This is a genomic window from Rania fehmarnensis (assembly GCF_056494185.1).
On record NZ_CM151398.1, the window covers coordinates 6308347 to 6333015 of the forward strand.

The following is a 24669-nucleotide window of genomic DNA, read 5'->3' on the forward strand; positions in this document are numbered from 1 at the left end:
ACTTCGGCTACAGATGAGTACCGCATGAGTCTTGTGTAGCGCATGGCCCCCTCCCGCAGACGAAGGCTGAACGCCTCGTCTGCGACCTCCCCCAGCTTCGCCGGGCGAGGTGACTGTCACCTCTCCAAGGCTTCGCCTTGGGGAGGTCGAATCGAGCCTTAGCGAGATTCGGGAGGGGGCTTGGCAGTAGCCGATCTCGCCAGAGATTGGATGTCGATGGGTGACGCGTCCAAAGTCTGGCGACTTCGGCTACAGATGAGTACCGCATGAGTCTTGTGTAGCGCATGACCCCCTCCCGCAGACTTCGGCTGAACGCCTCGTCTGCGACCTCCCCCGCTGCGCGGGGGAGGTGACAGTGGCGTGCATCCTTTCGCAGAGCTGGCGAAAACTATATCATGCTGTTTTTGGTGAGCGCTTCCTCATTTGCCATGCGAACCGATTGAGCCCAATCTACGACAAAGCGGTCATCGTTGGTGTCGGCCTTCTTGGCGGTTCGATTGCTCTTGCGCTTAAAAAGCGCCATCTGGCCAAGTCGGTTTTCGGCGTGGGCAGGCCGGGCCGCGCGCCTCAGCTGGCGGTTGAGGCAGGCGTCATTGACCAAGCGTTCGAGCACATTACGGATGCGGCCCAGGGTGCAGACTTGGTTATCTGTTGTGCACCGGTGCAACAAATCGCCGATCATGTGCTGCAGGCTGCTGAGGTTGTCAGCCCAGAGAGTCTGATAACAGATGTGGGCAGTACCAAAGAATCTATCGTGGCGGCGGTCGATCAAGCGGCTGCTGGTGCCCCGTTCGTGGGCGCCCATCCGCTAGCCGGTGGCACGAGCACCGGCTTTCAACATGCACAAGCTGATTTGCTGGACGGTAGTTTGGTAGTGATCACTCCAGTGGACTCTACACCGCCGAGACTACTCGAGCAATCGCTAGTCTTATGGCGAGCTCTCGGCGCACGCACGCTGGTGATGTCGCCGCATGCACATGATCAAGCGGTGGCCATTACCAGTCATTTACCACATATGTTGGCGGCGGCCTTGGCGGGTGCCACGCCGCCTGATTTGTTGCCCTTGGTGGCCACCGGGTGGCGCAGCACGACGCGCATCGCCGCAGGCAATGCTCAATTGTGGCGTCAAATACTCGAAGAAAATCGCTTGCCAGCTTTAGAGGCTTTACAGAACTTTGACGCTGTGCTCAAACAGTGGCTCGCAGCTTTGCAATCGGGTGATGGACCTGAAATCGAACGACTCCTGCAAGAAGGAAAAGCAACACGTGACGCTTTGGGAAGTTGATGTGCTCCCGGCCGATGGCCAGGTCGATACCACTGGTCTGGCACTGGCCGCCGAGGCACGTGACCTGGGTCTAGGTGATCACCTCAAAATCGCGGCCGCACACGGTTTTTTGCTCTCCGGTCAACTGAGTGAAGCTCACGTAACGCAGGCTGCTTCGCAGCTCTTGGCCGATCCCATTACTGAGCGCGTCACCGTCGCACCCGTAGGTGATCAGCGATTGCAGTCAGCCAATGGCGGCTTGAATCAAATCGTGTACGTCATGCCCAAGCCCGGCGTGATGGACCCAGTCGCGCAAAGCACGTTGCAAGCTCTGCAAGATTTAAAGCTGCCGGTCGACCAGGTGCGCACTTTACGCAAATATTGGCTGAGCGATCTCGATCAAGCTGCGTTGAATAGACTGTGCAACAAATTACTGGCCAACGATTCGATCGAACAAGTTGTCGTTGGTCCGCTGCATTTGGAAAAACTGGATGTTGGAACCGCCTACGCCTACCAATTAGTCCACGTCCCGATTCGTTCGCTGGATGACGAAGCCCTCAAACGTCTTAGTCGCGAAGGCCAACTGTACCTGTCGCTAGAAGAGATGCAAACGATTCAGCGACATTTCAAAGATCTGGGTCGCGAGCCGACTGATATCGAACTGGAAACGGTAGCGCAAACCTGGAGCGAACATTGCAGCCACAAAACTTTGGCCGGCCGCATCGCGTATGTTGACGAAAACGGTTCGCGACAATTCAAGAACATGCTGAAAGAGACCATCTTTGCAGCCACCGAGAAGATTCGCGACCAGTTGGGCAAAGATGATTGGTGCGTCAAGGTCTTCAAAGACAATGCGGGTATCGTCAAGTTCGACGATGAATACCACATTGTGTTCAAAGTAGAAACGCATAATCACCCCAGCGCCATTGAACCCTATGGTGGAGCTAACACGGGGATCGGCGGTGTAATTCGTGATCCGCTAGGCACGGGACTCGGGGCTAAACCGTTTTGCAACACCGACGTATTTTGTTTCGCGCCACCCGATACCGATCCAGCCACACTGCCGCCGGGTGTCCTGCATCCGCGCCGGGTGATGAAAGGCGTAGTTGCTGGTGTGCGCGATTACGGAAATCGCATGGGTATTCCCACGGTCAACGGCGCGGTGTATTTCGACCCTCGCTATCTGGGTAATCCACTAGTCTATTGCGGTAACGCAGGCCTGCTGCCGGTCGACAAAGCGGATAAGATGCCGCGCGACGGCGATTGGATTGTGGCTATCGGAGGACGAACTGGCCGCGACGGTATTCACGGAGCGACATTCAGTAGCGCAGAACTGACCAGTCAGAGTGAATCGATCTCGGGCGGCTCGGTGCAGATCGGCAACGCGATCACCGAAAAGATGGTGCTCGATGTGCTCATGCAAGCTCGCGATGAAGGGCTATACACGGCGGTGACCGACTGTGGCGCGGGTGGTTTCAGTAGCGCCGTTGGTGAGATGGGTGAATCGATTGGTGCCGAAGTTTGGCTGGATCGAGCCCCGCTGAAGTATTCAGGCCTCAGCTACACCGAGATTTGGATCAGCGAAGCTCAAGAGCGCATGGTGATGTCTGTGCCACCGCAAAAGCTGGAACGGCTGAAAGCCGTATGTGCTGCGGAAGGTGTCGAAGCCAGCGTGATTGGCCAGTTCGTACCCACCGGTACGTTGCGTTTGATGTACAAGGAGCACGAAGTCGGCATCCTGTCAATGCACTTCTTGCACGATGGTCGGCCACCCACGGTCCGCTCGGCCGTATATCAACCTCAACCAAGTCCTCAGACGCCGGTCCCGAGACTGGATCAGTCGAATTGCGAGTCGGCTATTCTGAAGATCCTCGGGTCGTTGAACGTGGCCAGCAAACATTGGATCGTGCGTCAGTACGACCACGAAGTTCAGGGTGGCAGCGTGATCAAGCCGTTTGTTGGTCCAGCGTGCCAAGGCCCCAGCGACGCGGCCGTGGTGCGACCTCGACTGAACAGTCAGCGCGGGGTGGTTATCAGCTGCGGCATGAATCCAGCCTACGGCGATTACGATCCATATCACATGGCCGCTAGCGCCATTGACGAAGCAGTGCGGAACGCGGTGGCCGTAGGCGCCGACCCGTCACGCCTGGCGATCCTGGATAATTTTTGTTGGGGCAACACTGATCGACCCGAGACACTGGGCACGTTGGTGCGCGCAGCCCTGGCCTGTCATGACCTGGCGGTGGCTTGGCAAACGCCTTTCATCAGCGGCAAAGACAGCTTGAACAACGAATTCACTTGGATTGATGAGGCAGGTATCAAGCAATCGATGGCCATCCCGTCGTCGCTGCTGATTAGCGCCATGGGCCAGATGGCCGATGTGCGCCGCGCGGTGACGATGGACTTCAAGTCCGCAGGCAATCTGGTCTACTTGGTTGGCAATACCCAATCGGAGTTTGGTGGCTCGCATTTGTTCAAAGTGCTGGGCTTGGATGGTGGTCAGGTGCCGACCGTTGAGCCGACCGGGGCGCTGAAGATCTTCAAAGCCGTGCATGCAGCAATTGAGCAAAGCGCGATTCGATCGTGCCATGACTTGAGCGAAGGTGGCCTGGCGGTGGCGCTAGCCGAGATGGCGTTTGGTGGGCAACTGGGTGTCGAAGTTGATATTGCTGCCGCGGCCGGGCAGGCTGGTCTGTCGGTAACCGAACTGCTATTCGCTGAGTCCAACAGTCGCTTTGTGATCGAAGTTACTCCAGCGGCTCAGGCCAAGTTCGAAGCGCATTTCAGCGGCTTGCCACTGGCGCTCTTGGGCCAGGTCAATGGTTCGGATCGCCTGACCATTCGCTCCGGTGCGGAGACCTGTTGCGATTGCCTATGGCATGATCTGAAGTCCGCCTGGCTCAAGCCGCTGGACTGGGCGTAAGCACATCGACACCTCCGGGGCCTATGCCATAATACCAGGCTAACGGCTATAATCCGGCTGTTTGTTTCAGGATAGAGCATGTAGGGAGTTATGCCGTGTCTGTTGCCGCCCCAGTTGCTGGCCCGAAGTCCAATTCAACCGTTACCGGATCGATTCGCATCTACAACACGCTGACTCGGCAGAAAGAACCGTTCACTACGGTTGAGCCGGGCAAGGTCGGCATGTACCTCTGCGGACCAACGGTCTACGCCGAGTCGCACATTGGGCACATGGTCGGGCCGGTCATCTTCGATACGATCAAGCGTTATTTGGTCTACTGCGGTTACGATGTAAATTGGGTTGTCAACATCACCGATGTCGATGATAAACTGATCAACAAGAGTATTGAACGCGGGATTTCGATGTATCAGGTGGCCACGGAAATGACCGCCGATTATCTCTCGAACCTCAAAGCGTTGGGCGTAACGCAGATCGACCATATGCCCCGCGCGACCGATAACATGGACGAGATCATTCGCTTCATCGAAGAGCTGATCGAGCGCGGCTTTGCCTATGCCAGCGGCGGTGATGTGTTCTTCGACGTAGCCCGCGACCCAGACTATGGGCAACTGAGCAATCGCACGCTGGAAAGCCAGCAAGGCGAAGGCGGTGAAGCGGCTTCCAAAAAACGTTCCTCGGGCGACTTTGCCTTATGGAAGTCGGCCAAGGCAGGGGAACCATCTTGGGCCAGTCCTTGGGGAACGGGACGACCGGGTTGGCACATCGAATGTTCCGCCATGAGTCGTCGCATTCTGGGTAAAACGTTTGATATTCACGGTGGTGGCTTGGACTTGATCTTCCCGCACCATGAAAATGAACTAGCGCAGAGTCGTTGCTGCCATGGGCAACCCATGGTGCGATACTGGATGCATAATGGATTGGTAAAAGCTGGCAGCGGCATCGGCAAAGTCGGTGGTCGGGCAACACGCAGCGATGGCGCTGACGCCAGCAGCGAACCGGCGTCCGTGGAAACCGCTACTGCGGAAAAGTTCAGCCGCAGTAAAGGCGCCGGCGGATTGGCGGCCTTGATCGAGAAACAGACCGGCGAACGCATTCGCTTCTTTTTGTTGCGCACCCATTACCGTTCCACGATCGTGTTCGATGATGAAGGCTTGGAAGAGGCTGGGCAAGCACTGGCCAGTTTTCAGCGCTTGATTGGTCGCTTCGAACGCATCACGGGGGTAAACTTCTTCGAAAAGGTCGACTATCCGCAGCGTCGTGCCGAGGGCAATGCGAGGCTGGCCCAAGCCGGCGATTCGGTCCTGATTCAAGCGGTATCGGCCCTGCGCAATTCATTCCTCGAAAAGATGGATGATGATTTCAACACAGGTGGGGCGGTGAGCGACCTGTTCGAGTTGGCCCGCACCGTCAATCGGCACGTCGATGAAAACAAACTGGAAGAAACCGGCAAACGCACGTCGGAACTGCTCGAGAGTTTTCAAGTAGCCATGTCCGTGCTACGCGAAATGGGAGCCATCCTGGGCCTGTTCATCAAGCCGCCCAAGAAGACGGACGATGGTAGCGCGAAATTGGTGGACGATTTGATGCAACTCCTGATCAAACTGCGCGCCGAAGCGCGGACAAGCAAGAACTTTGCAACAGCCGACGCAATTCGCAATGGCTTGACGGCGCTGAACATCAGCATTCAAGACTTGAAAGAAGGCACGACCTGGGAACGGCAGTAGACCCGTCGATTTCAAAACTGGATTTCAGAACTTACAAATTTCTTGTTTCAAGTTTCCAATCTTGATTCCCAAATCCATTGCAGCCTGGTCTTTAATTCTGCTCTTGAGCAATACCCTTTGGGCTCAGGAGCACGATCATCATGCCTCGACACCACCGGGCATCAAAGCCCCAAAACTCTTCTTGGACAAGAGCCCCAAGGTTGTCGAGTATCAGCTGAAACGCCTGAGCAATGCTGAGTTGTTGCTGGCCGAGCGCAGTGCGGACGACCAGAAGTACATTCCGGTTTTCGCGGCGATTCTATCGCGAGCTGGTATTCCTGCAGGCGAGCGACGAGCGGCGGCCGAGGCTTTGGCCAGGCTGAAATCGACCAGCGTAATCGCAGAGTTATTGGCGGCTTTGGATGCGCTTCGTGATGAATCGCTCGAGTCCTCGCGTTCGGCCAAAGATCTGTTGGCCGCTTTGCTGGCGGAAGACCAGACAGCCTTGTCGGCCAGTGGGGCACTGCTGAGCCAGTCGCTGCAGAGCGCATCGCCTTGGGCCAGGCGCGCTGCGGCCACGGCCATGTTGACCGGTGCCCAGGATCTGCAAACCGTGCGCGCGCATGCCGCCACATCATCAGCCGACGCTATCGATATGTTAGTTGCGGTCAGTTGGATGGTTGCCCAAGAGGCTCGAGATGGACTGCGCGGCGATGTGGTCTCCTTCATCGACGATGCGCAGCCCAAGGACGTCCAGCAGCAGGCTATTCGAACGCTCTCCACCATCTCTACCGATCGAAGGGCATCGTTCGTTTTGCTGAACAAGGTGATCGAAGATGTAGACCTCAGGCCCGATGCCATTCGTAGCTTGCTGTCGATACCCGCTGGGGATCGCGAGGCGGAGTTATCACAACAGTTGGCCGTCAAACTGATGACGATTGTTGAAGCCACGCCCATCGAGCAGCGCACTAGTGATGCCTTTCTGGATATCGCTCAGCTGACCGAAAGTCTGCTGCCTGCGCTCGATGCCGAAACGTCGCGCAGCTACCGACAGCGCTTGCGCGATGTGGCTGTTCGCGTCGTGCGTGTACGGACCGTCGAAGAGGAGATGCGCTACGACGTTAAGTACTTTGCCATCGAGGCTGGCAAGCCGGTGGAAATCGTACTGAAGAACGAAGACTTGATGCCGCACAACCTGGTGATCACCATGCCAGGGGCACTCAAGGAAGTTGCATTCACCGCGGCCAAGATGGCGCCCGACGAAGCGCCTCTGGGCAAGCAGTACGTTCCCAAGAGCGATAAAGTCTTGTGGGCTACAAACATGGTGGCGGCGGGCAAGCAAGATCGACTAGCCTTTGAAGCTCCCCTGGAACCGGGGGAATATCCGTTTGTGTGCACCTTTCCTAATCACTGGATGCGGATGTACGGAGTGATGGTTGTGGTGCCGGATCTGGATGCCTGGCAGAAAAATCCCAAGCCGCCGGCGGACCCCATTGGTAACAACCGGTCGTTTGTCAAAAAGTGGTCAGTCAACGATCTGGCTCCAGCTCTGGAATCTGGCCTGCGTGGACGTTCGAGTGAGATCGGGGCCAAGCTGCTTCAAGAGGCAACTTGTTTGCAGTGCCATAAAATGCGTGACCAAGGTGGCGTGGTTGGTCCCGACCTGACCGATATCGCCACGCGCCTGAAAGGGGACACTCGCGCGATTCTGCAAGAGATCATCGACCCCTCGCACAAGGTCGATCCCAAATATGCAGTTCAGCAGGTGCTCTTAAGTGACGGCAAAGTCTATAACGGAATCGTGATCGAAGAGACCAAAGAGACCATTTCGCTGATCGCCAGTCCAGAGCAATTGCAGCCCTTGCGCATCGAGCGAGATGACATAGAGGAGCTCAATCGGTCGTCTAAGTCGATCATGCCTGCCGGGTTGATGGACCAATATACTCAGGATGAGATCTTTGAGATCCTGGCGTACCTTGCCGCTGGCAAGTAGGTACCTTCGACGGTTGCCAGCGCAAATTCTAAAACGCTGAGGACGCAGAGCCCGCGGAGAAAACCCAGTGGGTCCGGTGGGTCTTTTCTGCGACCCTCCGCGTCTCAGCCTTCTAACCGGGCCTGCTTCCAAAGGCAACATAATCCACATTTTTGTAAATGTCCCGTGGCGCAGGCATTTCATTTCGGCCCTACAAACTGGGGAACTCTGGGCAACTGAGCTGCTCTGCGGCAGAATGTATAGGTTGACTGGGGGAAAAATCCCGGCTGGTTGGGACCCAGATTCGTATACTGGGGGAGATGCTGCCTTTGGGTAGGGTGGCAAAATGGTGCGGCCAGCTCCGTTTATGCTGAAATTGCAGTTCCCGAATAGCCGACCGACTCAATCTTGGGAGGTTGTCGACAGGGAACTATCGGCGTTTAGATTAGTCTAAAAGCTGACTGGCAATCGAGCGGCCAGAGGACCACCTCGTCTTACAACTAGGACTACGATTGAATATGTCGCGTCGCCAAAAACGTAATCGTTTTGTTCAGTGGTTGCGAAATTGCTTGGGCTGGCAAGAGTCGGCCGAACTGGGCCAATGCACGTCAGCTAGTCTGAATCGTGCGGTCAAGCTGGAATCCCTCGAGCACCGTGCCCTGATGGCCGGCGATACGCTTTCTCCGCTATTGGGATCGGCCTACCTGGCCCAGCCCGTGGCCGGCATGAGCACGGCTGGACTGCAAGGCGAAGGGGAAGCCGCCAATGACCTGGTTGCTTTGGCCAAGGCCATTAGGGATTCTGGGGCCATTATGTATGGTGCCTATTGGTGCCCCCACTGCCTGGCTCAGAAAGAATTGTTCCAGGACGGGGCGAAGTACTTGCCGTACACGGAAGTAACCGACGCCAATCGTCAGCCCACTAGCATCGCCACAGCGAACAATATTACGTCCTATCCGACCTGGGTCTTCTTGGATGGCTCACGACTAGTGGGCGAGCAAACCCTGGCCACGTTGGCAGCCAAGGTGGGAGTGGCCATACCGCAGTCTTCCACGCCTAGCGTCGCTACCATTCCGAACACGAGCGTCGAAGTAGGCGCTCCCATGCACATCCCAGTGGATGCCTACGATCCTAATGGCAACCCACTGACGATCACCGTTAGTTCCAGCAATCCGAGCGTCATTACTGCTGAGATGATGCCTACGGGCGACAAGACTCTGCGTATTCGGGTGAAAGACTTTGGCGAAATGACTTTCAAGTTGTTTCAGACTGAAGCCTCGGTGCCTGTGCAAAAGATTATCGACCTGGTCAATTCCGGCTTTTATACGAATGCGGCTTTCCATCGCATCATCAATGGATTCATGATCCAAACAGGCACTAGTGCCACGGGCGCCACGACGGCTAACATCGACGACCAATTTGATCTCGATCTGCAGCACAATCGCTCAGGCGTGTTGTCGTACGCTAAGACCAGCGAAGATGATACGGGCAGTTCGCAGTTCTTTATCACCGAAGCGCCTTCTCGCCACCTGGACTTCAATCACCCCGTGTTTGGTCAGTTGATTGAAGGCGATGCGGTTCGTGAAGCGATCAGTAACGTGGCCACCAACTCCAGCGATGCGCCCACGACGGCGATTGTCATCGAGAGCGCCACGATTTTTGATGATAACGAAAACGGTTTGATTCGGTTAAAAGCTTTGGCGGCTACGGGCACATCGACCATTACCGTGACGATCACCGATAACGAGGGCAACTCAACATCGACGTCGTTTACGGCTACTGCGGCGGCCGATTCAAGGAATGGTGCTCCGTTCCTCAACCCGATCCCTACGGTAACAGCGGCCGCCAGTGGGCCGACCACCATCAATTTGACTTCGCAGGACGCCGAGAACAACGCGGTGACCTACAGCGTGGCCAAAGTCTCGTCGGGTGACTATACGGTTCAGGTAAATGCATCGACCGGTGTGGTTACCTTCACACCGGGAGCCGCCTTCACCGGTACCGCTCAGTTCCGCGCTACCGTACAACAGAGTGCGACTACGGATACTCAGTCGACCACCGATACGCAGTTGGTAAACGTGACAGTGGCTTCGACCGCCGCGCCTACAGCGGTGGACCTGGACACCACCAGTGACCTAGGCGCCAGCAACAGCGATAACATTACTAGCGCCACTTCGCCAACCTTTACTGTTACGGGCACGACTTCGGGCGCAGTTGTCAAGCTGAAAGTCGGCAACACTGTCATTGGACAAGCTACGGCAACGGGTACGACGACGGTCGTCACAGCGAACAATATTTCCTCGCTCGGCCAAGGTGCTGTGTTGGTGACAGCTACTCAAACGGTCGGTACCGCCGAGAGCAGCGCTTCGCCCAGCCTGTCAGTGACCTTCGATACGGTGGCACCAGCTGATGTGACTAGCAGTTTATTCCCGACCTCGGCTATTGTAGCCCAAGCCTTGAGCCTCAATCTGACTCACTCCGAGGAAGGCACCGGCGGGTTGGTCTATGCACTTGAGAATGCACCTACGGGCATGGCCATCGACGCAGCCACGGGCGTGCTGACTTGGACCCCCACTCAAGCTCAACTGGGCGCACGCACCTTTAGTTTGAAATTGACCGACAAAGCTGGCAATACCAAGACTCAGTCGGTAACCATTAACGCCATTGAACAACCGCTGGCCAAGGTGACGTTACAAGTCGTCAACATGCAAGGCAATCCAATCACGCAGATCTCCACCGGCCAACAATTCCAAGTGAGGTTCTTGACGCAAGACTTGCGCGGAATCCAAGCCACGGGGGTCTTTGGTTCGTACATCGATCTGCTATACGATCCAGCCGTAGTTGAACCGATCGCTACCAATGCCATCACCTACGCTGATCCGTTTGTTAACGGCAAGCTGCCTAACGCCGGTACACCGACGGTGGCCGGACAGATTAACGAGTTGGGTGCCTTCGGTGGTCTAACTCCCACGGATGGTGATCCCAAGCTAATTGCGACCGTGACGTTCACGGCCAAGGCAGCCGGCAATGCGAATATTCGCAGCGAAGCTGCCGACTTGACCGGTAGTGATATCCTGTTCTTCAATCGCTCGACCGCGATTCCCGCCACGCAAGTCGATTACGGCGCAGCCACTTTGGCTGTGGGTGCCAACTTCGTGGCGACCAACGACACCTACAACTTCAACGAAGACAGCGGCGTGCAGTCGTTGAATGTCTTAGCCAATGATACGATCACCGGCAGCGGCACCCTCACGATTGTCAGCACTACCAACCCTTCGGGCTCAGGCACGATTTCAATTGCGGCCAACGGCCAGACGATCAACTACACACCAGGCAATAACTTCAACGGTGCTGAAACGTTTACCTACACGGTTAGGAATCAAGACAACGTTTCATTGACAGCCACGGTCACTGTGCAAGTGGCTGATGTGAACGATCCACCAGTTGCCAATAACGATACGTTCGATGTAAACATCGGAAGCAACAACAACGTGTTGAATGTGCTTCTGAACGATGCCACGGGCGTTGACGCACCTGCCAGCGAAACGCTGCAAGTATCGGCAGTGGGTACACCCAGCCAGGGCGGCACGGTCACGATTGGCTCTAGTGGATTAAACGTGCTATACACGCCGAAATCCGGCTTCACAGGCACCGACACATTCACCTACACGCTGAGTGATGGCCGCGGTGGCGCAGTTACCGCTACTGTTTCAGTCAATGTCAAGATTGCCAACCCACCACCAGTAGCCGTGGCCGACGCGTTTACTGTCTTAGAAGATGCAGCCGAAGCCAGCTTTAATCCGCTAGCCAACGATACGACGGATGCTGGAGAAACACTGACCATCGACAGCGTTTCAGCCTCTACTCGCGGCAGTTCGTTTAAGATTTCAGCCGACAAGTCCCAGGTGCTCTACAAACCAGGGCTGAACGTCAGTGGCACCGAAGTTCTAACGTATGTCGTGAAAGATAGCGGCGGGGCTACGGCAACTGGCACCATCACCTTTACAATCACGGGCAGCAACGACGCACCCGATGCAGTCAACGATGCGCTCTCGGCACTGTCGACCGCTGGCACCACGAATCTCAGTGTTCTGGCCAACGACACCGATCCTGATCCAGGAGCGACGCTGACGATTACGGCTATTACTCAGCCCACTAGTGGCCAAGGCACAATTGCCATCTCCGGTGACAGCAAGACTTTGATCTATACGCCACCAAGTTCTGGTTTTGCCGGTACGGTGAATTTCACGTATACCATCAGCGATGGCACGTTGACCGATACTGCCAATGTGGTGCTAACGGTTAACAACTACGTGACGCGGACCATTGGCGGAACACTGGCGGCCAACACCGGCACAGCATCTCTGGGCGGTGTTGATCTGCAACTGGAAGGCGTGGACCTTACTGGAGCTAATAAGTCTCTGACGCTGTCGACCAATCATACCGGTGCCTTTGTCAGCGACAGCCTGGCACCTGGAACTTATACCGTCACTCGTTCTGCTCTGCCTTTCTTGGAAGACAGCGGAGACTCGATGACGATAACTTCAGCGGCTACTGACACCAGTATTTCAACGCTGAAGAGCATGGTCGGTGGACTAAAGTCGCAGTACATCAGCATTCGCGATTTCCTCGGTTCGGTTTCGTCCAATTCGATTACGTTAGCCGTGGCCCCGGGTAGTAGCGAAAGCTGGTATGCAATCCGCAATGGCATGACCGGTTTCTCCAATATTCAAGCTCGTTTGGATGCCGCGGCTACCAACCTGACGGTGACCGCCACCAACGCGTCCAATCAAAATGTATCGGCCACTTTGCCACTGACAGGCAGCACTTCGAGAGTTTCAGTGCTAGCTAGCGACGGCAATACGCGCCTGCTGCGCGTCACCGGAACCAATACGATCAGCTTTACCAACGTTACTACCAGCAGCACTGGTAGCGGCGAAGGCGAAGGTGGTTCAGCAGCATCGACCAATAGTGCTGCGGCTAGAACAACAATGGCCAACGGATTGGTGGCCGAAGGGGAAGCTGCTCCACCGATCGAAGCGGCTAGTCGCATGCTCTCGCCCAGCGAAGCGTTGCGACGTGCACTAGGTTCCAATTCCAATGACAGCACGTCGACTTTGATAACAGCTACCACGCAGCTGCCGCCAGGAGCAGTCGATAGCGCTTTAAGCGAGATTGATACACTCACACTGGCCAGCAGTGAAGTCGACCAGTTGGTTGATGGCACCGGATCGCTAGAAGAAATCGATTCGGCGCTGGCAACGCTGTGAGTAAGGAGTAAGGTGTAAGGAGTAAGGTGTAACGCTTACAGCTTACCGTTTGTATTTGTATAGCTGACGCAGCACTTCCATGCGCGAGCCACGCAGGTCATTGAAATAGTTGATCCACTGGTCGCGCTCTTGAATGGTCGCTGGCCGACCGATGATCTGTTGGAACACTGAGGTGATCCACGCAGCGTTGTTGTTGCCCACAGCATCGAAATACTGTTGGCTGGCCATCAACACTAGTGGCAAGTTCTGCAACTCTTCGGTTGTATTGGATGAATAGGTGAAAGCCGCGATTTCCAATTGGTACGGGTCGCGACCCAAGTATTTGCGGTAGATCTGTTGAAATTGCAGCATCGCGTTGGGGTCGCTCGAACCATAGCCTGAAGCCGTAACAACTGGTCCGTACGAAGTGGAAGATGCCAGAGCCTGTTCAGGGACTAATTCGATGCGCAAACCGTCGCTGGGCGCTCCGCCCAACGCCCGCACACCCTGCACGGAACGATAGATGACTCGACCGCCAGATGCGATCTGAGCTTTCACCTCGTAGCGGTCGCCGGGTGAGATGTAAGCAGCATCGTAGTTGATTTCAAACGGAATGTTGTTTTGCGTGGTCGGCACAAATGAGACGCGATCATTGCGGACCGCAAAATACCTGCGCGACGCATTTTCGATGTAAACGGTCACAACTGCATCACTAGGGAACAGGGCTCGGTCCTGTCGCACCAATACTCCGCGAATGGACGACTGATTGCCATCTAATTGGACACGTATGGACGCCAGCTTGCCAGAGCGGCCATCTTGTACCAGTAGTGATACATTTCCGTTGGGGTCTGCCTTGCGACGGATTTCCGTGCTCATGTCGACATAGCTGCCATCGACGATACCAACTTGTTGGCCACCGACTGCTACGATCACGTCATTGACTTCTAAATTAGCCCGCGCGGCCGCGCTGCCGGGTGCGACCTGGCGTACAAAGACTCCCGTCTCTAAGTCATCGCATTGCACCCCCAGCTTCCAATCGTTGGCAGGCGGCAACGAATTGTTCAGCCAATTGTTGCCTTGCCAGGCTGGCATGCTGTTGTACAAATCGTTGCTGTTGATTGGACCGGCAAATCTCTGTTGCGCCCGAGCCACCGACACCAGGCCCAGAGCAAACATTAGGGCGGTGAGTTGCAATATTGGAGCAAACAAACTTCTAACAGCCATGATGGTCGATCCTAGAGTTCTCGGTGCATCGAAGAGGATAAGAATGACGGACTGGCAAGTGTTGCCTTAGCGCACTCGGTCCCGATCAAGCCGGCTGACACCAGCTCGCAGTGTGGATAACTCAGCAGGAAAGAAACCTGCTCGAATTGCAGAGACCTGTCCGGATCGACAGAGTGCAAAGTGGACAAGCTCTTGAGCTGCCTTGGCGGCTGCATCTTTCTGGGCCAAATCCAAGACCAACGTCAAATTGCGTGTCAGCGGATAATTGCCGCTGAGCACCGTCGCATCATCACTGGGGATCGTAACGCCACGCGTGACCAGCGGGAGTACGCGTACGCCTAGGCCATTGGCATGCAAACCGCAAATGGTGATACCCAGGGGATCGCTAGCCAGGGCTCCCAAAACGTCGCCATTGGACCCATGAGCCTTTTTGCTGGCACGCATTTCCATGCCGCCAAAGACAAATTCTCTCAAGAACGATTGCGTTCCGCTGGTCTCCGACCGCGAGACCACTCGAATCGGTTCTTCAGCCATCGGCCCTGTTAGTCCTAGTAGCTTCCATTTCAAATCGGCCTCCGGCGTGGCCATGGTAAATACGGCACGCATCTGTTCGGCTGAAATCGAAGTCGCGGGATTGGAGGCATGCACGAACACACCCAGCGCTTCGCGGGCCACCACAAAAGCAGCCGGTTCCTTAATCGCACCCGTGGTGATGTTCTTCAATTCCTCAGGCTTGACGGGTCGCGAGAGCATGACCAATGCACTGGGATTCTGCTGCAGCTTTTCAAATGCATCTCCACTGCCGGCCGCCGATATCTCGATGGTCACTTGCGGATAGAACAACTTGAATTCTTCGGACCAGCTATGAACCATGTTGTCCATAGCTGTCGAGCCGTACACATGTACTTTGCCCGACTGCTCGCCATGTGGCCGATAGGGATCGATGCCACCTAACATGGCCACCAGTTCTTGGACGCCGGCCGGTGGGGCTGCCTTGGCAGCGGCAGCTGGCGTACCAGCCTGGTTATTGGGCTTGGCCGTTTGACTGGACGAAGTACTGGCCGGCACGGCGCTAACAGGGTTTCTGGCTTGTGCCCAGGCGGACTGACCAGTCGCCATACTAGCAATCGCGAAACAGACCCCAAGACCCACGGCTCGGTAAGACAACCGTAGCATTTGCACACTCCCTTTTGGCAATCAAGATTCCACTTAACACCGAGCATTGTAATGCCACGGAGCTTGTGTGCCTATCTTGATTTGTAGCCGATCTCGCCAGAGATTGGAGGCGTCTTGTAGCCGATCTCGCCAGAGATTGGAGGAGTCTTGTAGCCGATCTCGCCAAGAGATTGGAGGAGTCTTGTAGCCGATCTCGCCAGAGATTGGAGGAGTCTTGTAGCCGATCTCGCCAGAGATTGGAGGCGTAGTGGTGGTTCGTCCAAAGTCTGGCGACTTCGGCTACCGGTAATTCGTCCAAAGTCTGGCGACTTCGGCTACGAGGCGAGGGCGATAGCCGAGATGACAATTGAGCCAGACAGGCGAGCATCGCATTGGGTCAGATGGTCAATGTGCTTGCGCAGCCAACTGGGACTGGCACAGGTCTCTGGCCCCAATAACAACAAGCTGGCATCGCAGTAGCGACCCAAGCTGCGACAGATCGGCTGATCGAGCGGACCGAGGTCGATCAGGATGCGTCGAAAGTTTCGTTTCCAACCGGCTAACCAGCGTGGCAAGCGCTCGAGCGACGGCGGTGCAGTGACACCTAACTTCATGGCTACCGATACCTCGTGCCATGGTCCCAAAGGCGAAGGGATCGCGGTGGGCGGTTGCTCGCTGGCGCGAGCCGTGCGCAGTTGGCGTCTGGGCAAGGCTTCATTACCCAGATTCAAACGGACCAGCAAGCCTTTGCCATCAGTCGCCGAAAGTCCACACTGGGCAAGCGTGTCCAATACGCCGCGCTGATTGGCTTGGCGACTGCCCGATACCAAACCCACCGTGGTGTTGACAGCACCAGTGTCTAGTGAGTTGAGCAATTCAGTCCAAGGACCAAGTTCCGACTCCATTGCCGCTCCCATTAACCGCGAAGCTGTTGAAACAGATCTGGATACGACATCGTGTGCGGCGTCGGTACGGGCGGAACCGGTACTGGATGACGCATACTGGCCGGCACTTCTTCTTCGATAATCAGCAAATCGCGGTCATCGTCCATCGAGGCGACCGTAGATTCGGCTTGGGCGCGATGCATTGGAATGACATCGGCCTGCTCATGGGGCATGTCATTGTCTTGCCCGTTATACTGCGCGGCCATGGCGGCCTGACGAATACACTCTGGGGAAATTTGCTCAACCGAATCCATTTCGACCGAGAAGGCCGAAAAATTCAACTGGCTGATCAGGTCTTCGATCTCGGCGACCACTTGCTCGTCGACAGCGCTTGAGGCGGTCACGGCCACAAACGGCGCATCTTCGGTAAAGTTGGGTTGCACGACTAGCGGTTGGCTATCGTTCAGGTCGTAGACCACTGGCTCATAACGCAAGCTAGCCTGTTGATCATCGGGCTCTTCGTTCTGCTCAGCTGTATGGGCCAAGGCTGCGTTGCGTTCCAGTTGTCGAGCTTGCCAGCGGCGCACATCGGTTGCCTCAACCGTAAACTCCTCATCGAAGTCTTGACCGAACGGATCTTCACTGTTGGATGAATCGTGACTAGCCAGCGGCATCGGGACTGGCTGGCTTTGCGCACTCATTTCTTCAGGCCAGGCAGCTAATTGATAGTCACTGGCTTCGTATTGGCTATCATCGCTCTGAGCCAGTTGGTATTCGTCAGCCTGATTGATTTGACTGCGAGGTACATCAAACTCATAGGTGTACGTTTCCGATGGCGGATTCCAAGCGGCGAACATGTTGCCACCAGCCATCGACTCACCGCTGCTGGTTGGTTCGCTAATGGGGTCATCGTTGAAGATGAACATGTCTTGATCACTAACGGCTGCGTCGCTGATCGAGAGCGGTTGAGCGGCTGCGCGTGGTTGAACGGGCGCGGCTGACTTGACCGCGGCCGAGCCGGTTGTCTTGGAACCAGGTGCGATAGAATTTGTGGTAGATGATTGGGTTTTTGAGCCAAACATGGTGCTGGCATCGAAGACGACGCGTGGCATGGGCTGACTAGGAGTGGGTGCCTTGAAGGCTGCCGAACTTTTGACCGAGTTGCTGGCACTGACCGGACCGAAGTCCTCCAGGTCACTGGGTGCCGGCCAATCGAGATGTCCAGTCGTGGTCGATTCCAATTCGTCCAGTCCTTCTGGCTCGAGTTCGAAATCTTGATCCATGTCATCGATCGAACCAAATTCAACTGGAGTACTTTCCAGCGGCTCTGGTTGATTCCAGGTCATCGGCAACTGCTGCAAATCGGCCCACGCTTCCTGAATGAGCGATGCTGAGATGGGATATTGGTCGCTGGCGATGGCCAGGATGAGCGCGTGGTCCATCACCTGGTTGACCAGTCGTGGAATGCCTTCGCTGGCGATGTAAACGTTCTCCAGCGCATCGCGAGTGATCATTTGCTTGGGATCAACTTGTGCGCACGTGAACTGATGTCGTACAAAGTCAGCCGTTTGCACGCGGTTCATGGGTTGCAAGAAGCAACGCGCTGCCAAACGCTGATTGAACGAACTCATCTCGGGAAGCGCTAGCGTTTCCTCCAGGTGCAGGCTGCCTAGCAAGACCAGGCGAGCCCGCGATTGACCTTGCCGCGCAAAGTTGGTGATCAGTCGCAACTCTTCCAATAGCTTGGTGGGCAGCGTTTGGGCTTCATCGACAATCAGCGCCAGTCCTTCTGCGGCGTGGGCTGGCGATGGTTCCATGCGTTCCATCAACGACAGACGCAATTCACCTTCGGACAGGTCGCGATAGGGCAATTGCAATTCAAACAAGATGTTTTGTAACATGGCTCGGCGACTGCACAGTCGGGTAGCGTGCAGGCGAACCACATCAAAGCGGTCGGATAAATCCTCGGTCAAGAGGGCCGATAGCAAACTCTTGCCTAAGCCCACGCCACCCATTACCGCAACTGGACCTTCCGCCCGACGGACTGCCCGCAATACCGTCTGCCGAGTTTGCTCCATACTTTCAAACGGAAAGTAAAAGCGAACGTCTGGTGTGGCCCGGAAGGGACGATTGGTGGTTTGGAAAATCTCTTCGTACATCGCGTTTCAACCACAGGCTGAGGGAAGGGGCAAAGGTTAACCAGCGTCCTGGAACCTCAAGGTAAACCAATAAACAACCGGGCGAGGGCTGCGAGCGGATTGTCCCACAACATCGCGCGCCATAACGGATCAAGCGCCACTCGTATCACAATCGCCACGCACCAAAAGAGCACCGCCAGCTCGCTTAGTGCCAGGCTCTGGGTGACAATCCAGCGGCGCCAGTTAGTGATTCGTCGACCGACCTGAACATCTATTCCAGCTGCCTGCGCATCAGGCACATTGATGTGTCCCAGGATGGGCAAGCCTAACAAAGCCATGTTGGCACCCACATCGACCGCGCGGTAGGTGCCACCGGACTGCGCCCGATGGTTGGCCCAACCGCCCAGCGCGCCACAGGCTAGCGCCAGCACGAGAATCGACACGACTTGAGTTTCAGGCAAGCGCATTGCCACCGCTCGCACACGCGGGGCACTGGACAATGTTAGCGAGCCCGCAAGCTGACTGACTTGAGAAGCGACTTCGGCCGCGACGTCGTTCTGCCGTTGCTGTGCCTCCAGCAGCGTTTGAGTCAGTTGATGTTCGATCTCATCGGGTTCTACAGTTTCAATCGATAGCGAAGATGTACTCGCGCTGGGGGCTTCCAGTGTTCGAGGCTGGTTCACACCGGTCGAAGTGGTCGAGAATTTTGGCTTGGTGTTTCCCAAGGTAGCGAAACGCATCTGAGGTTGTGATTTGGGCGTGCCTAACTGAACATCCGCGTAGTTGGTTCCGTTGGTTCCAGTCGTCTCCTGAGCCGCGACCGAATCAGTCCCAGCCGCTTTGGCTTGCGATTTTCGGGCGAGGACTTGTTGACGATGCTGATTCAAATAGTTTTGACGTGTGGCCACTTCCCAGCGAGCAAAGCGTTCAACTCGGGCACCATCTAACTTCGCGACCGATTGCGTATCCACTTTCGAGATATCGGCGAGCCAGCGTTGAACTCGGCCACTGCTGGTTCGGCCATCCCACAACGAACTGACTTCAATCAAAACCTGCGCATCAGGTTGAACTGCGCCGGGTCGAAGAGCTTTTAGCGCGGCGTCATCCAGCAATTTGATATCAACCAGAGCAGCGTCGCCCGTTGACGATGCTCGAGTGTGCAAATGCCGCTCAAGCGACTGGTAGCGAGCCGGGCTGATCAATGCTTGCGCCGTTACGCGATATCCAACCTTGGCGGGCGGCAATAGGTTTATGACCGCGATCACCACCGCCAAGGCAAATACGATTCCACACCAGACCGATTGCCCCAGGAGCGCATGATCCTTGGCTAGCTGCACGCTTTGCGGCGCAACACGAGCCAAGGTGCTCGCAGGCTGCCAGCCACCAGGGGCTGGGTCAGGGCGAGTACTGGCTTCCTTGCCTGCTTCGCTCATCTTCTGCAACGTCCTTAGCCAAACATGACGACAATGCTAGCTATCAATCCATTGACGGCTTAAGCTCGTTATCGTCGTCCGAATCGTTACAGCTTTACATTTTGTCTGCAGCTAAGACAATGCGAGCTCTTTTCGGACTTTGGCGAAGCAATCTAGTGCTAGCTGAAGGTCATCTTGCGAGTGGGCCGCGGAGATTTGAGTTCGAATGCGAGCTTTACCCTGGGGTACCACAGGGTAAGAGAAGCCGATGACGTAGACACCCAATCGCAACATGGCTTCGGCCACCTGGGCGGCCAGGCGAGCATCGCCAAGCATCAGCGGCACAATTGGATGTTCGCCGGGCACAACGGTATAGCCAAGCGAACCGACGTGCTGGCGGAAGAAGCGGGTGTTGGCTTCCAAGCGATCGCGGAGCTCGGTCGATTCGCCGAGCATTTTTAGAACTTCCAATGAAGCGGCCGCAATCGGCGGCGCGAGCGAATTGGAGAACAGGTAGGGGCGCGAACGCTGACGCAGCAGATCGATGACTGCCTGGCGACCTGAAACGTAACCACCGCTGGCGCCACCGAGAGCCTTGCCCAGCGTGCCGGTGAGAATGTCGATGCGCTCAATGACATCATGGTGCTCGTGCGTACCACGACCGTGCTTGCCCATAAAGCCCACTGCATGGGAATCGTCGACCATGACCAGTGCTTGATACTTGTCAGCCAGTTCGCAGATCGCTGGCAAGTTGGCTATGGTACCATCCATCGAAAACACGCCATCGGTAGCAATCATTCGAAAACGGGCCGCCGAGGCTTGGCGCAGTTGCTCTTCCAAGTCCTGCATGTCGTTATTCTTGTAGCGATACCGCGAGGCTTTGCACAAGCGTACACCGTCGATGATGCTGGCGTGGTTCAGTTCGTCCGAGATGATCGCATCTTCCGCGGTCAAGAGCGTTTCGAACAAGCCGCCATTGGCATCAAAACAAGACGAATAGAGAATCGTGGCCTCGGTGCGCAAGAATTCGCTGAGTGCTTGTTCCAGTTGGCAATGGATGGATTGCGTGCCGCAGATGAAGCGCACGCTCGCCATCCCAAAGCCCCATTGGTCCAGCGACTCTCGGGCAGCGGCCAGCACTCGCGGATGCTCGGCCAGGCCAAGGTAATTGTTGGCGCACATGTTCAGCACTTTCTGGCCACTGCTCACAGCAATATGGGCATCTTGGGGCGTCGTGATCACCCTTTCCCGCTTTTCTAGTCCGGCTGAGCGAATCGACTCGAGTTGCTGCTGCAAATGATTCTCAAACTGTCCGTACACTGGCCAGACCTCCAAGGCATTATGCGAATTGATTACTACGCAATTTCGTTTATATGTAAAGTATTTATGTCAGTCAATTAGTTTATGCATAAAGTATATGAGCTGGTCATCACTTTGGGGGAACTAAGTGAATCAGCCGCCGCGCGTAACGGATGCTCACGGGCATTGGTTAGCGTTATCCAACAGAAGCTGGGGGCTGATCGCGCCAGTACAGGATGGCTTTACCGGTTTGGCCTGTGTTCATGGCGTCAAAGGCCGTTTGGAACTGGGTAAAGTGGTAGCGATGGGTGATGACCGGGGCGATGTCCAGCCCACCTTGGATCATGACGGTCATCTTGTACCAGGTTTCATACATCTCGCGGCCATAAATGCCTTTGATCGTCAACATGTTGAAGACGACCAGGTTCCAGTCGATGGCCATCTGTTCGGAGGGAATGCCGAGCATGGCGATCTTGCCGCCGTGCGCCATATTGCTCAGCATGCTGCGAAACGCACTAGGGTTACCAGACATTTCCAAACCAACATCGAAGCCTTCGTGCATGCCGAGTCGCTTCTGTACATCGGCCAGCTCTTCACTGCGGACGTCGACCACATGAGTGGCCCCCATACGCTTGGCCAATTCCAACCGCCAAGGATTTACATCGGTAACCACGACATAGCGCGCCCCGGCGTGTTTGGCCACCGCTGCCGCCATGCAACCGATAGGCCCCGCGCCCGTGATCAGCACGTCTTCGCCCAGGACCGGAAAGCTCAGAGCTGTGTGGACGGCGTTGCCAAAAGGATCAAAGATGCTGGCCACATCCAAGTCAACGCCGGGGGCGTGATGCCACACATTGGTCATGGGCAGAGCAAGGTATTCTGCAAAAGCACCGGGACGGTTGACGCCTATCCCTTTGGTATGCGCACACAAGTGCCGCCGACCAGCCAAGCAATTGCGACAGCGGCCGCAAACGACATGCCCTTCGCCACTGACAATATCACCCACGCGAAAGTCGTTGACATTACTGCCAATGGCGACAACTTCGCCCACAAATTCGTGGCCCACGGTCATCGGCACCGGGATTGTCTGCTGTGCCCATGCGTCCCATTTGTAGATATGCAGATCCGTGCCGCAGATGCCCGTGCGATCAATGCGAATCAGGACGTCATTAATTCCGTAAGTCGGTTCCGGGACATCTTCCAGCCATAACCCGACTTCACGCTTGCTCTTGACCAACGCTTTCATGCTGCGAATCTTCTGGTGCGCTATGTTTTTGATTGAAAAAGAACTGCTTGTCGGGTTTTACCACAAACCCAGCAGTTAGCCGAGGGCGTTAGCCGGCGTTAGCCGGCGTTAGCCGGCGTTAGCCCCGGTTCCAATTGCAACTAAACCGAGGGGTTAGCCCCGGTTCCTACTCAACCGTAGCGCCGCTGCGGCCAGCGCAGCCATCGTCCTGAACGTTTGGTTATTACATCAAAGCTGTGGCTGCGCCACAGCACTCCACAGAAACCGAGACTAACGCCTCCGGCTTAGTTCGCATTTCACACTGAAATCCAAAAGATTGCGAGCGCGGAAAATTTTACGCAACTTCGCGAAAGCCCGCCTTTTACCCGCTTTACTAGTCCAAGAGCGGCCCTATATTCCAGCTAAGCCGAGACACGTTTCACTTCCAAGGAGTACCGCAATGAAGAATGTAGTTCGTGCTTTGGCCGTCCTGGCCGCCCTGGCGTTTATGGCCCCTGTGGCCGAAGCTGGTCATCGTCATCATCGCCGCGGCAATGGCTGCGAGCCAACCCCGGTTTGTTGCCCAGCGCCAGCACCCGTTTGCTGCCCAGCACCTGCGCCGGTTTGTTGCCCCAAGCCTGCCCCAGTCTGCTGTCCAGCTCCAGCCCCAGTTTGCTGTCCAGCGCCAGCACCTGTGTGCTGTCCAGCGCCAGCGCCAAGCTGCTGCGACGATGGCTGCGGTGGTGGACGCAAGCATCATCGCCGTCAAGCTCGACGCGCCGGTGGTTGCTGCAACTAAAGTCAACGAAAGAACCCCTTCGACAGTCTTTGGCGAAGGGGTTCTTTTTTGTTTCGCAGCGATTGAACTTTTGAGTTTCAGACTATACGGCAACTGCGCGGATCTTGGACGCGTTGCCAGCTTGTCCGAACGATACCATGCGATCGACACAGACCTGCTTCATGGCTGAGCGGGCTGGTTTGAGATAGTCGCGTGGGTCGAACTTCTCTGGGCTTTCTGCTAAGACTTTGCGAATTGCCCCAGTGATAGCCATACGGCAATCGGTATCGACGTTGATTTTACGTACACCGAACTTAATGCCGCGTTGGATTTCTTCAACCGGCACGCCGTAGGTCTGCTTCATCTTGCCGCCGTACTTGTTGATGATGTCTTGCAATTCTTGAGGCACTGACGAGCTGCCGTGCATGACCAGGTGCGTATTAGGCAAACGTCGATGAATCTCTTCGATACGTGAGATCGCCAAGACTTCGCCGTCCGGCTTGCGTGAGAATTTGTACGCTCCGTGACTGGTACCGATGGCCACAGCCAAGGCATCGACATCAGTTTCCGCGACAAAACGTGCGGCTTCTTCAGGATCGGTCAGCAACTGGTCGTGCGTGAGGACGCCTTCTGCGCCGTGTCCATCTTCTTGCTCGCCCGAGCCGTGCTCGAGCGATCCCAGGCACCCCAGTTCACCTTCGACACTCACACCGCGAGCGTGAGCCATACGGACCACTTCGGCCGTGACTTGAACGTTATAGTCGAAATCCGCCGGCGTCTTACCATCCTCTTTCAGCGAACCATCCATCATCACGGAAGTGAATCCATTATCGATCGCGCTGAGGCACGTTTCTACGCTGTTGCCGTGATCTTGGTGCATGACGATCGGAATGTGCGGGTATAGCTCGGCGGCGGCCAGCATCAAGTGACGCAAGTATGCATCTTGTGAATAAGAGCGAGCGCCCCGGGAGGCCTGGATGATGACTGGCGAATCAGTCTCTTGTGCGGCTTCCATGATGGCTTGGATTTGTTCCATGTTGTTCACATTGAACGCAGCCACGCCGTAACCGTTTTCAGCCGCATGATCCAGTACAACGCGCAGCGGAACCAAGGCCATTGGAGAGCACCTTCACTAGAAGAAATGATCATCGAAGTTAAACGAGCAGGGAAATAAGTGCAGGCACACAATTTCCCTAACTGGTCAAAATTATTTCCTTTACTAGCGAAAGTGCAATCCGAAAATTAGAGGCAACACAGTCGATTGCGGAGAACAGTCATCTATTGGGAAAATGAGAGCCGACAACGGGATTCTTTGGCGGTCAAAACTCCGTAAGGAGTTTTATAGCTGAGGAAAAAGTTCGCGCGAACTTGGAGTGCTGTGGCACAGCCACAGGTTTGATGTAAGGAAAGTCATCAGCCGCAGCCTGAGTCACCCTGAAAGTT

14 protein-coding genes are annotated in these 24669 nt (G+C 55.8%); 5 read left to right on the forward strand and 9 right to left on the reverse strand.

Features of this window, described 5'->3' with window-relative positions:
• Positions 1–439: 439 nt before the first annotated feature.
• The 5 genes from SH573x_RS21635 (at position 440) to SH573x_RS21655 (ending at position 13132) form a co-directional block, all read left to right on the forward strand.
• Positions 440–1285, forward strand: coding sequence for a prephenate dehydrogenase (locus SH573x_RS21635; RefSeq protein WP_479349865.1), 846 nt, complete (start codon positions 440–442; stop codon positions 1283–1285).
• Positions 1266–4187, forward strand: coding sequence for a phosphoribosylformylglycinamidine synthase subunit PurL (gene purL, locus SH573x_RS21640; RefSeq protein WP_479349867.1), 2922 nt, complete (start codon positions 1266–1268; stop codon positions 4185–4187). Before SH573x_RS21635 ends, purL begins: the two co-directional genes overlap by 20 nt.
• 95 nt (positions 4188–4282) lie before the next feature.
• The gene (gene cysS, locus SH573x_RS21645; RefSeq protein WP_479349868.1) at positions 4283–5911 is read left to right on the forward strand and encodes a cysteine--tRNA ligase; all 1629 of its coding nucleotides are present in this window, start codon (positions 4283–4285) and stop codon (positions 5909–5911) included.
• 61 nt (positions 5912–5972) lie between these two features.
• On the forward strand, positions 5973–7883 hold the full coding sequence (locus SH573x_RS21650; protein ID WP_479349869.1) for a plastocyanin/azurin family copper-binding protein: 1911 nt from the start codon (positions 5973–5975) through the stop codon (positions 7881–7883).
• A 497-nt stretch (positions 7884–8380) separates the two neighbouring features.
• Positions 8381–13132 (forward strand): Ig-like domain-containing protein, encoded by a 4752-nt coding sequence (locus SH573x_RS21655; protein ID WP_479349871.1) that lies wholly within the window; start codon positions 8381–8383, stop codon positions 13130–13132.
• Positions 13133–13174: 42 nt separating this feature from the next.
• Here SH573x_RS21655 and SH573x_RS21660 read toward each other — a convergent pair whose 3' ends face one another.
• The 9 genes from SH573x_RS21660 to fba all read right to left on the reverse strand — a co-directional run bounded on the left by SH573x_RS21660 (position 13175) and on the right by fba (position 24343).
• Entirely contained in the window at positions 13175–14335 is a 1161-nt protein-coding gene (locus tag SH573x_RS21660) for a YbaY family lipoprotein (RefSeq protein WP_479349873.1), read from the reverse strand.
• Positions 14336–14401: 66 nt separating this feature from the next.
• The gene (locus SH573x_RS21665; RefSeq protein WP_479349874.1) at positions 14402–15511 is read right to left on the reverse strand and encodes a substrate-binding domain-containing protein; all 1110 of its coding nucleotides are present in this window, start codon (positions 15509–15511) and stop codon (positions 14402–14404) included.
• A gap of 314 nt (positions 15512–15825) precedes the next feature.
• The gene (locus SH573x_RS21670; protein WP_479349875.1) at positions 15826–16395 is read right to left on the reverse strand and encodes a hypothetical protein; all 570 of its coding nucleotides are present in this window, start codon (positions 16393–16395) and stop codon (positions 15826–15828) included.
• Positions 16396–16406: 11 nt separating this feature from the next.
• Complete coding sequence (locus SH573x_RS21675; protein ID WP_479349876.1) at positions 16407–18533, reverse strand: ExeA family protein; 2127 nt, start codon at positions 18531–18533, stop codon at positions 16407–16409.
• 56 nt (positions 18534–18589) lie between these two features.
• On the reverse strand, positions 18590–19945 hold the full coding sequence (locus SH573x_RS21680; protein WP_479349877.1) for a hypothetical protein: 1356 nt from the start codon (positions 19943–19945) through the stop codon (positions 18590–18592).
• Between the two features lie 111 nt (positions 19946–20056).
• Positions 20057–21244, reverse strand: a complete 1188-nt coding sequence (locus tag SH573x_RS21685) for a glycine C-acetyltransferase (RefSeq protein ID WP_479349878.1) — start codon at positions 21242–21244, stop codon at positions 20057–20059.
• A gap of 175 nt (positions 21245–21419) precedes the next feature.
• Positions 21420–22469 carry an L-threonine 3-dehydrogenase gene (gene tdh / locus SH573x_RS21690; RefSeq protein ID WP_479349880.1) on the reverse strand — a complete coding sequence of 350 codons (1050 nt, stop codon included), beginning with the start codon at positions 22467–22469 and terminating at the stop codon, positions 21420–21422.
• A gap of 485 nt (positions 22470–22954) precedes the next feature.
• Positions 22955–23167, reverse strand: coding sequence for a hypothetical protein (locus SH573x_RS21695; protein WP_479349881.1), 213 nt, complete (start codon positions 23165–23167; stop codon positions 22955–22957).
• A gap of 162 nt (positions 23168–23329) precedes the next feature.
• On the reverse strand, positions 23330–24343 hold the full coding sequence (fba, locus tag SH573x_RS21700) for a class II fructose-bisphosphate aldolase (RefSeq protein WP_479349882.1): 1014 nt from the start codon (positions 24341–24343) through the stop codon (positions 23330–23332).
• Positions 24344–24669: the final 326 nt, after the last annotated feature.

Bases quoted from the DNA above. Each gene is read 5' to 3' on its own strand.
- SH573x_RS21655 (WP_479349871.1), top strand. From the start codon at position 8,381: ATGTCGCGTCGCCAAAAACGTAATCGTTTTGTTCAGTGGTTGCGAAAT.
- SH573x_RS21665 (WP_479349874.1), bottom strand. From the start codon at position 15,511: ATGCTACGGTTGTCTTACCGAGCCGTGGGTCTTGGGGTCTGTTTCGCG.
- SH573x_RS21675 (WP_479349876.1), bottom strand. From the start codon at position 18,533: ATGTACGAAGAGATTTTCCAAACCACCAATCGTCCCTTCCGGGCCACA.
- tdh (WP_479349880.1), bottom strand. From the start codon at position 22,469: ATGAAAGCGTTGGTCAAGAGCAAGCGTGAAGTCGGGTTATGGCTGGAA.
- fba (WP_479349882.1), bottom strand. From the start codon at position 24,343: ATGGCCTTGGTTCCGCTGCGCGTTGTACTGGATCATGCGGCTGAAAAC.
- SH573x_RS21660 (WP_479349873.1), bottom strand. From the start codon at position 14,335: ATGGCTGTTAGAAGTTTGTTTGCTCCAATATTGCAACTCACCGCCCTA.
- SH573x_RS21680 (WP_479349877.1), bottom strand. From the start codon at position 19,945: ATGAGCGAAGCAGGCAAGGAAGCCAGTACTCGCCCTGACCCAGCCCCT.
- SH573x_RS21670 (WP_479349875.1), bottom strand. From the start codon at position 16,395: ATGGAGTCGGAACTTGGTCCTTGGACTGAATTGCTCAACTCACTAGAC.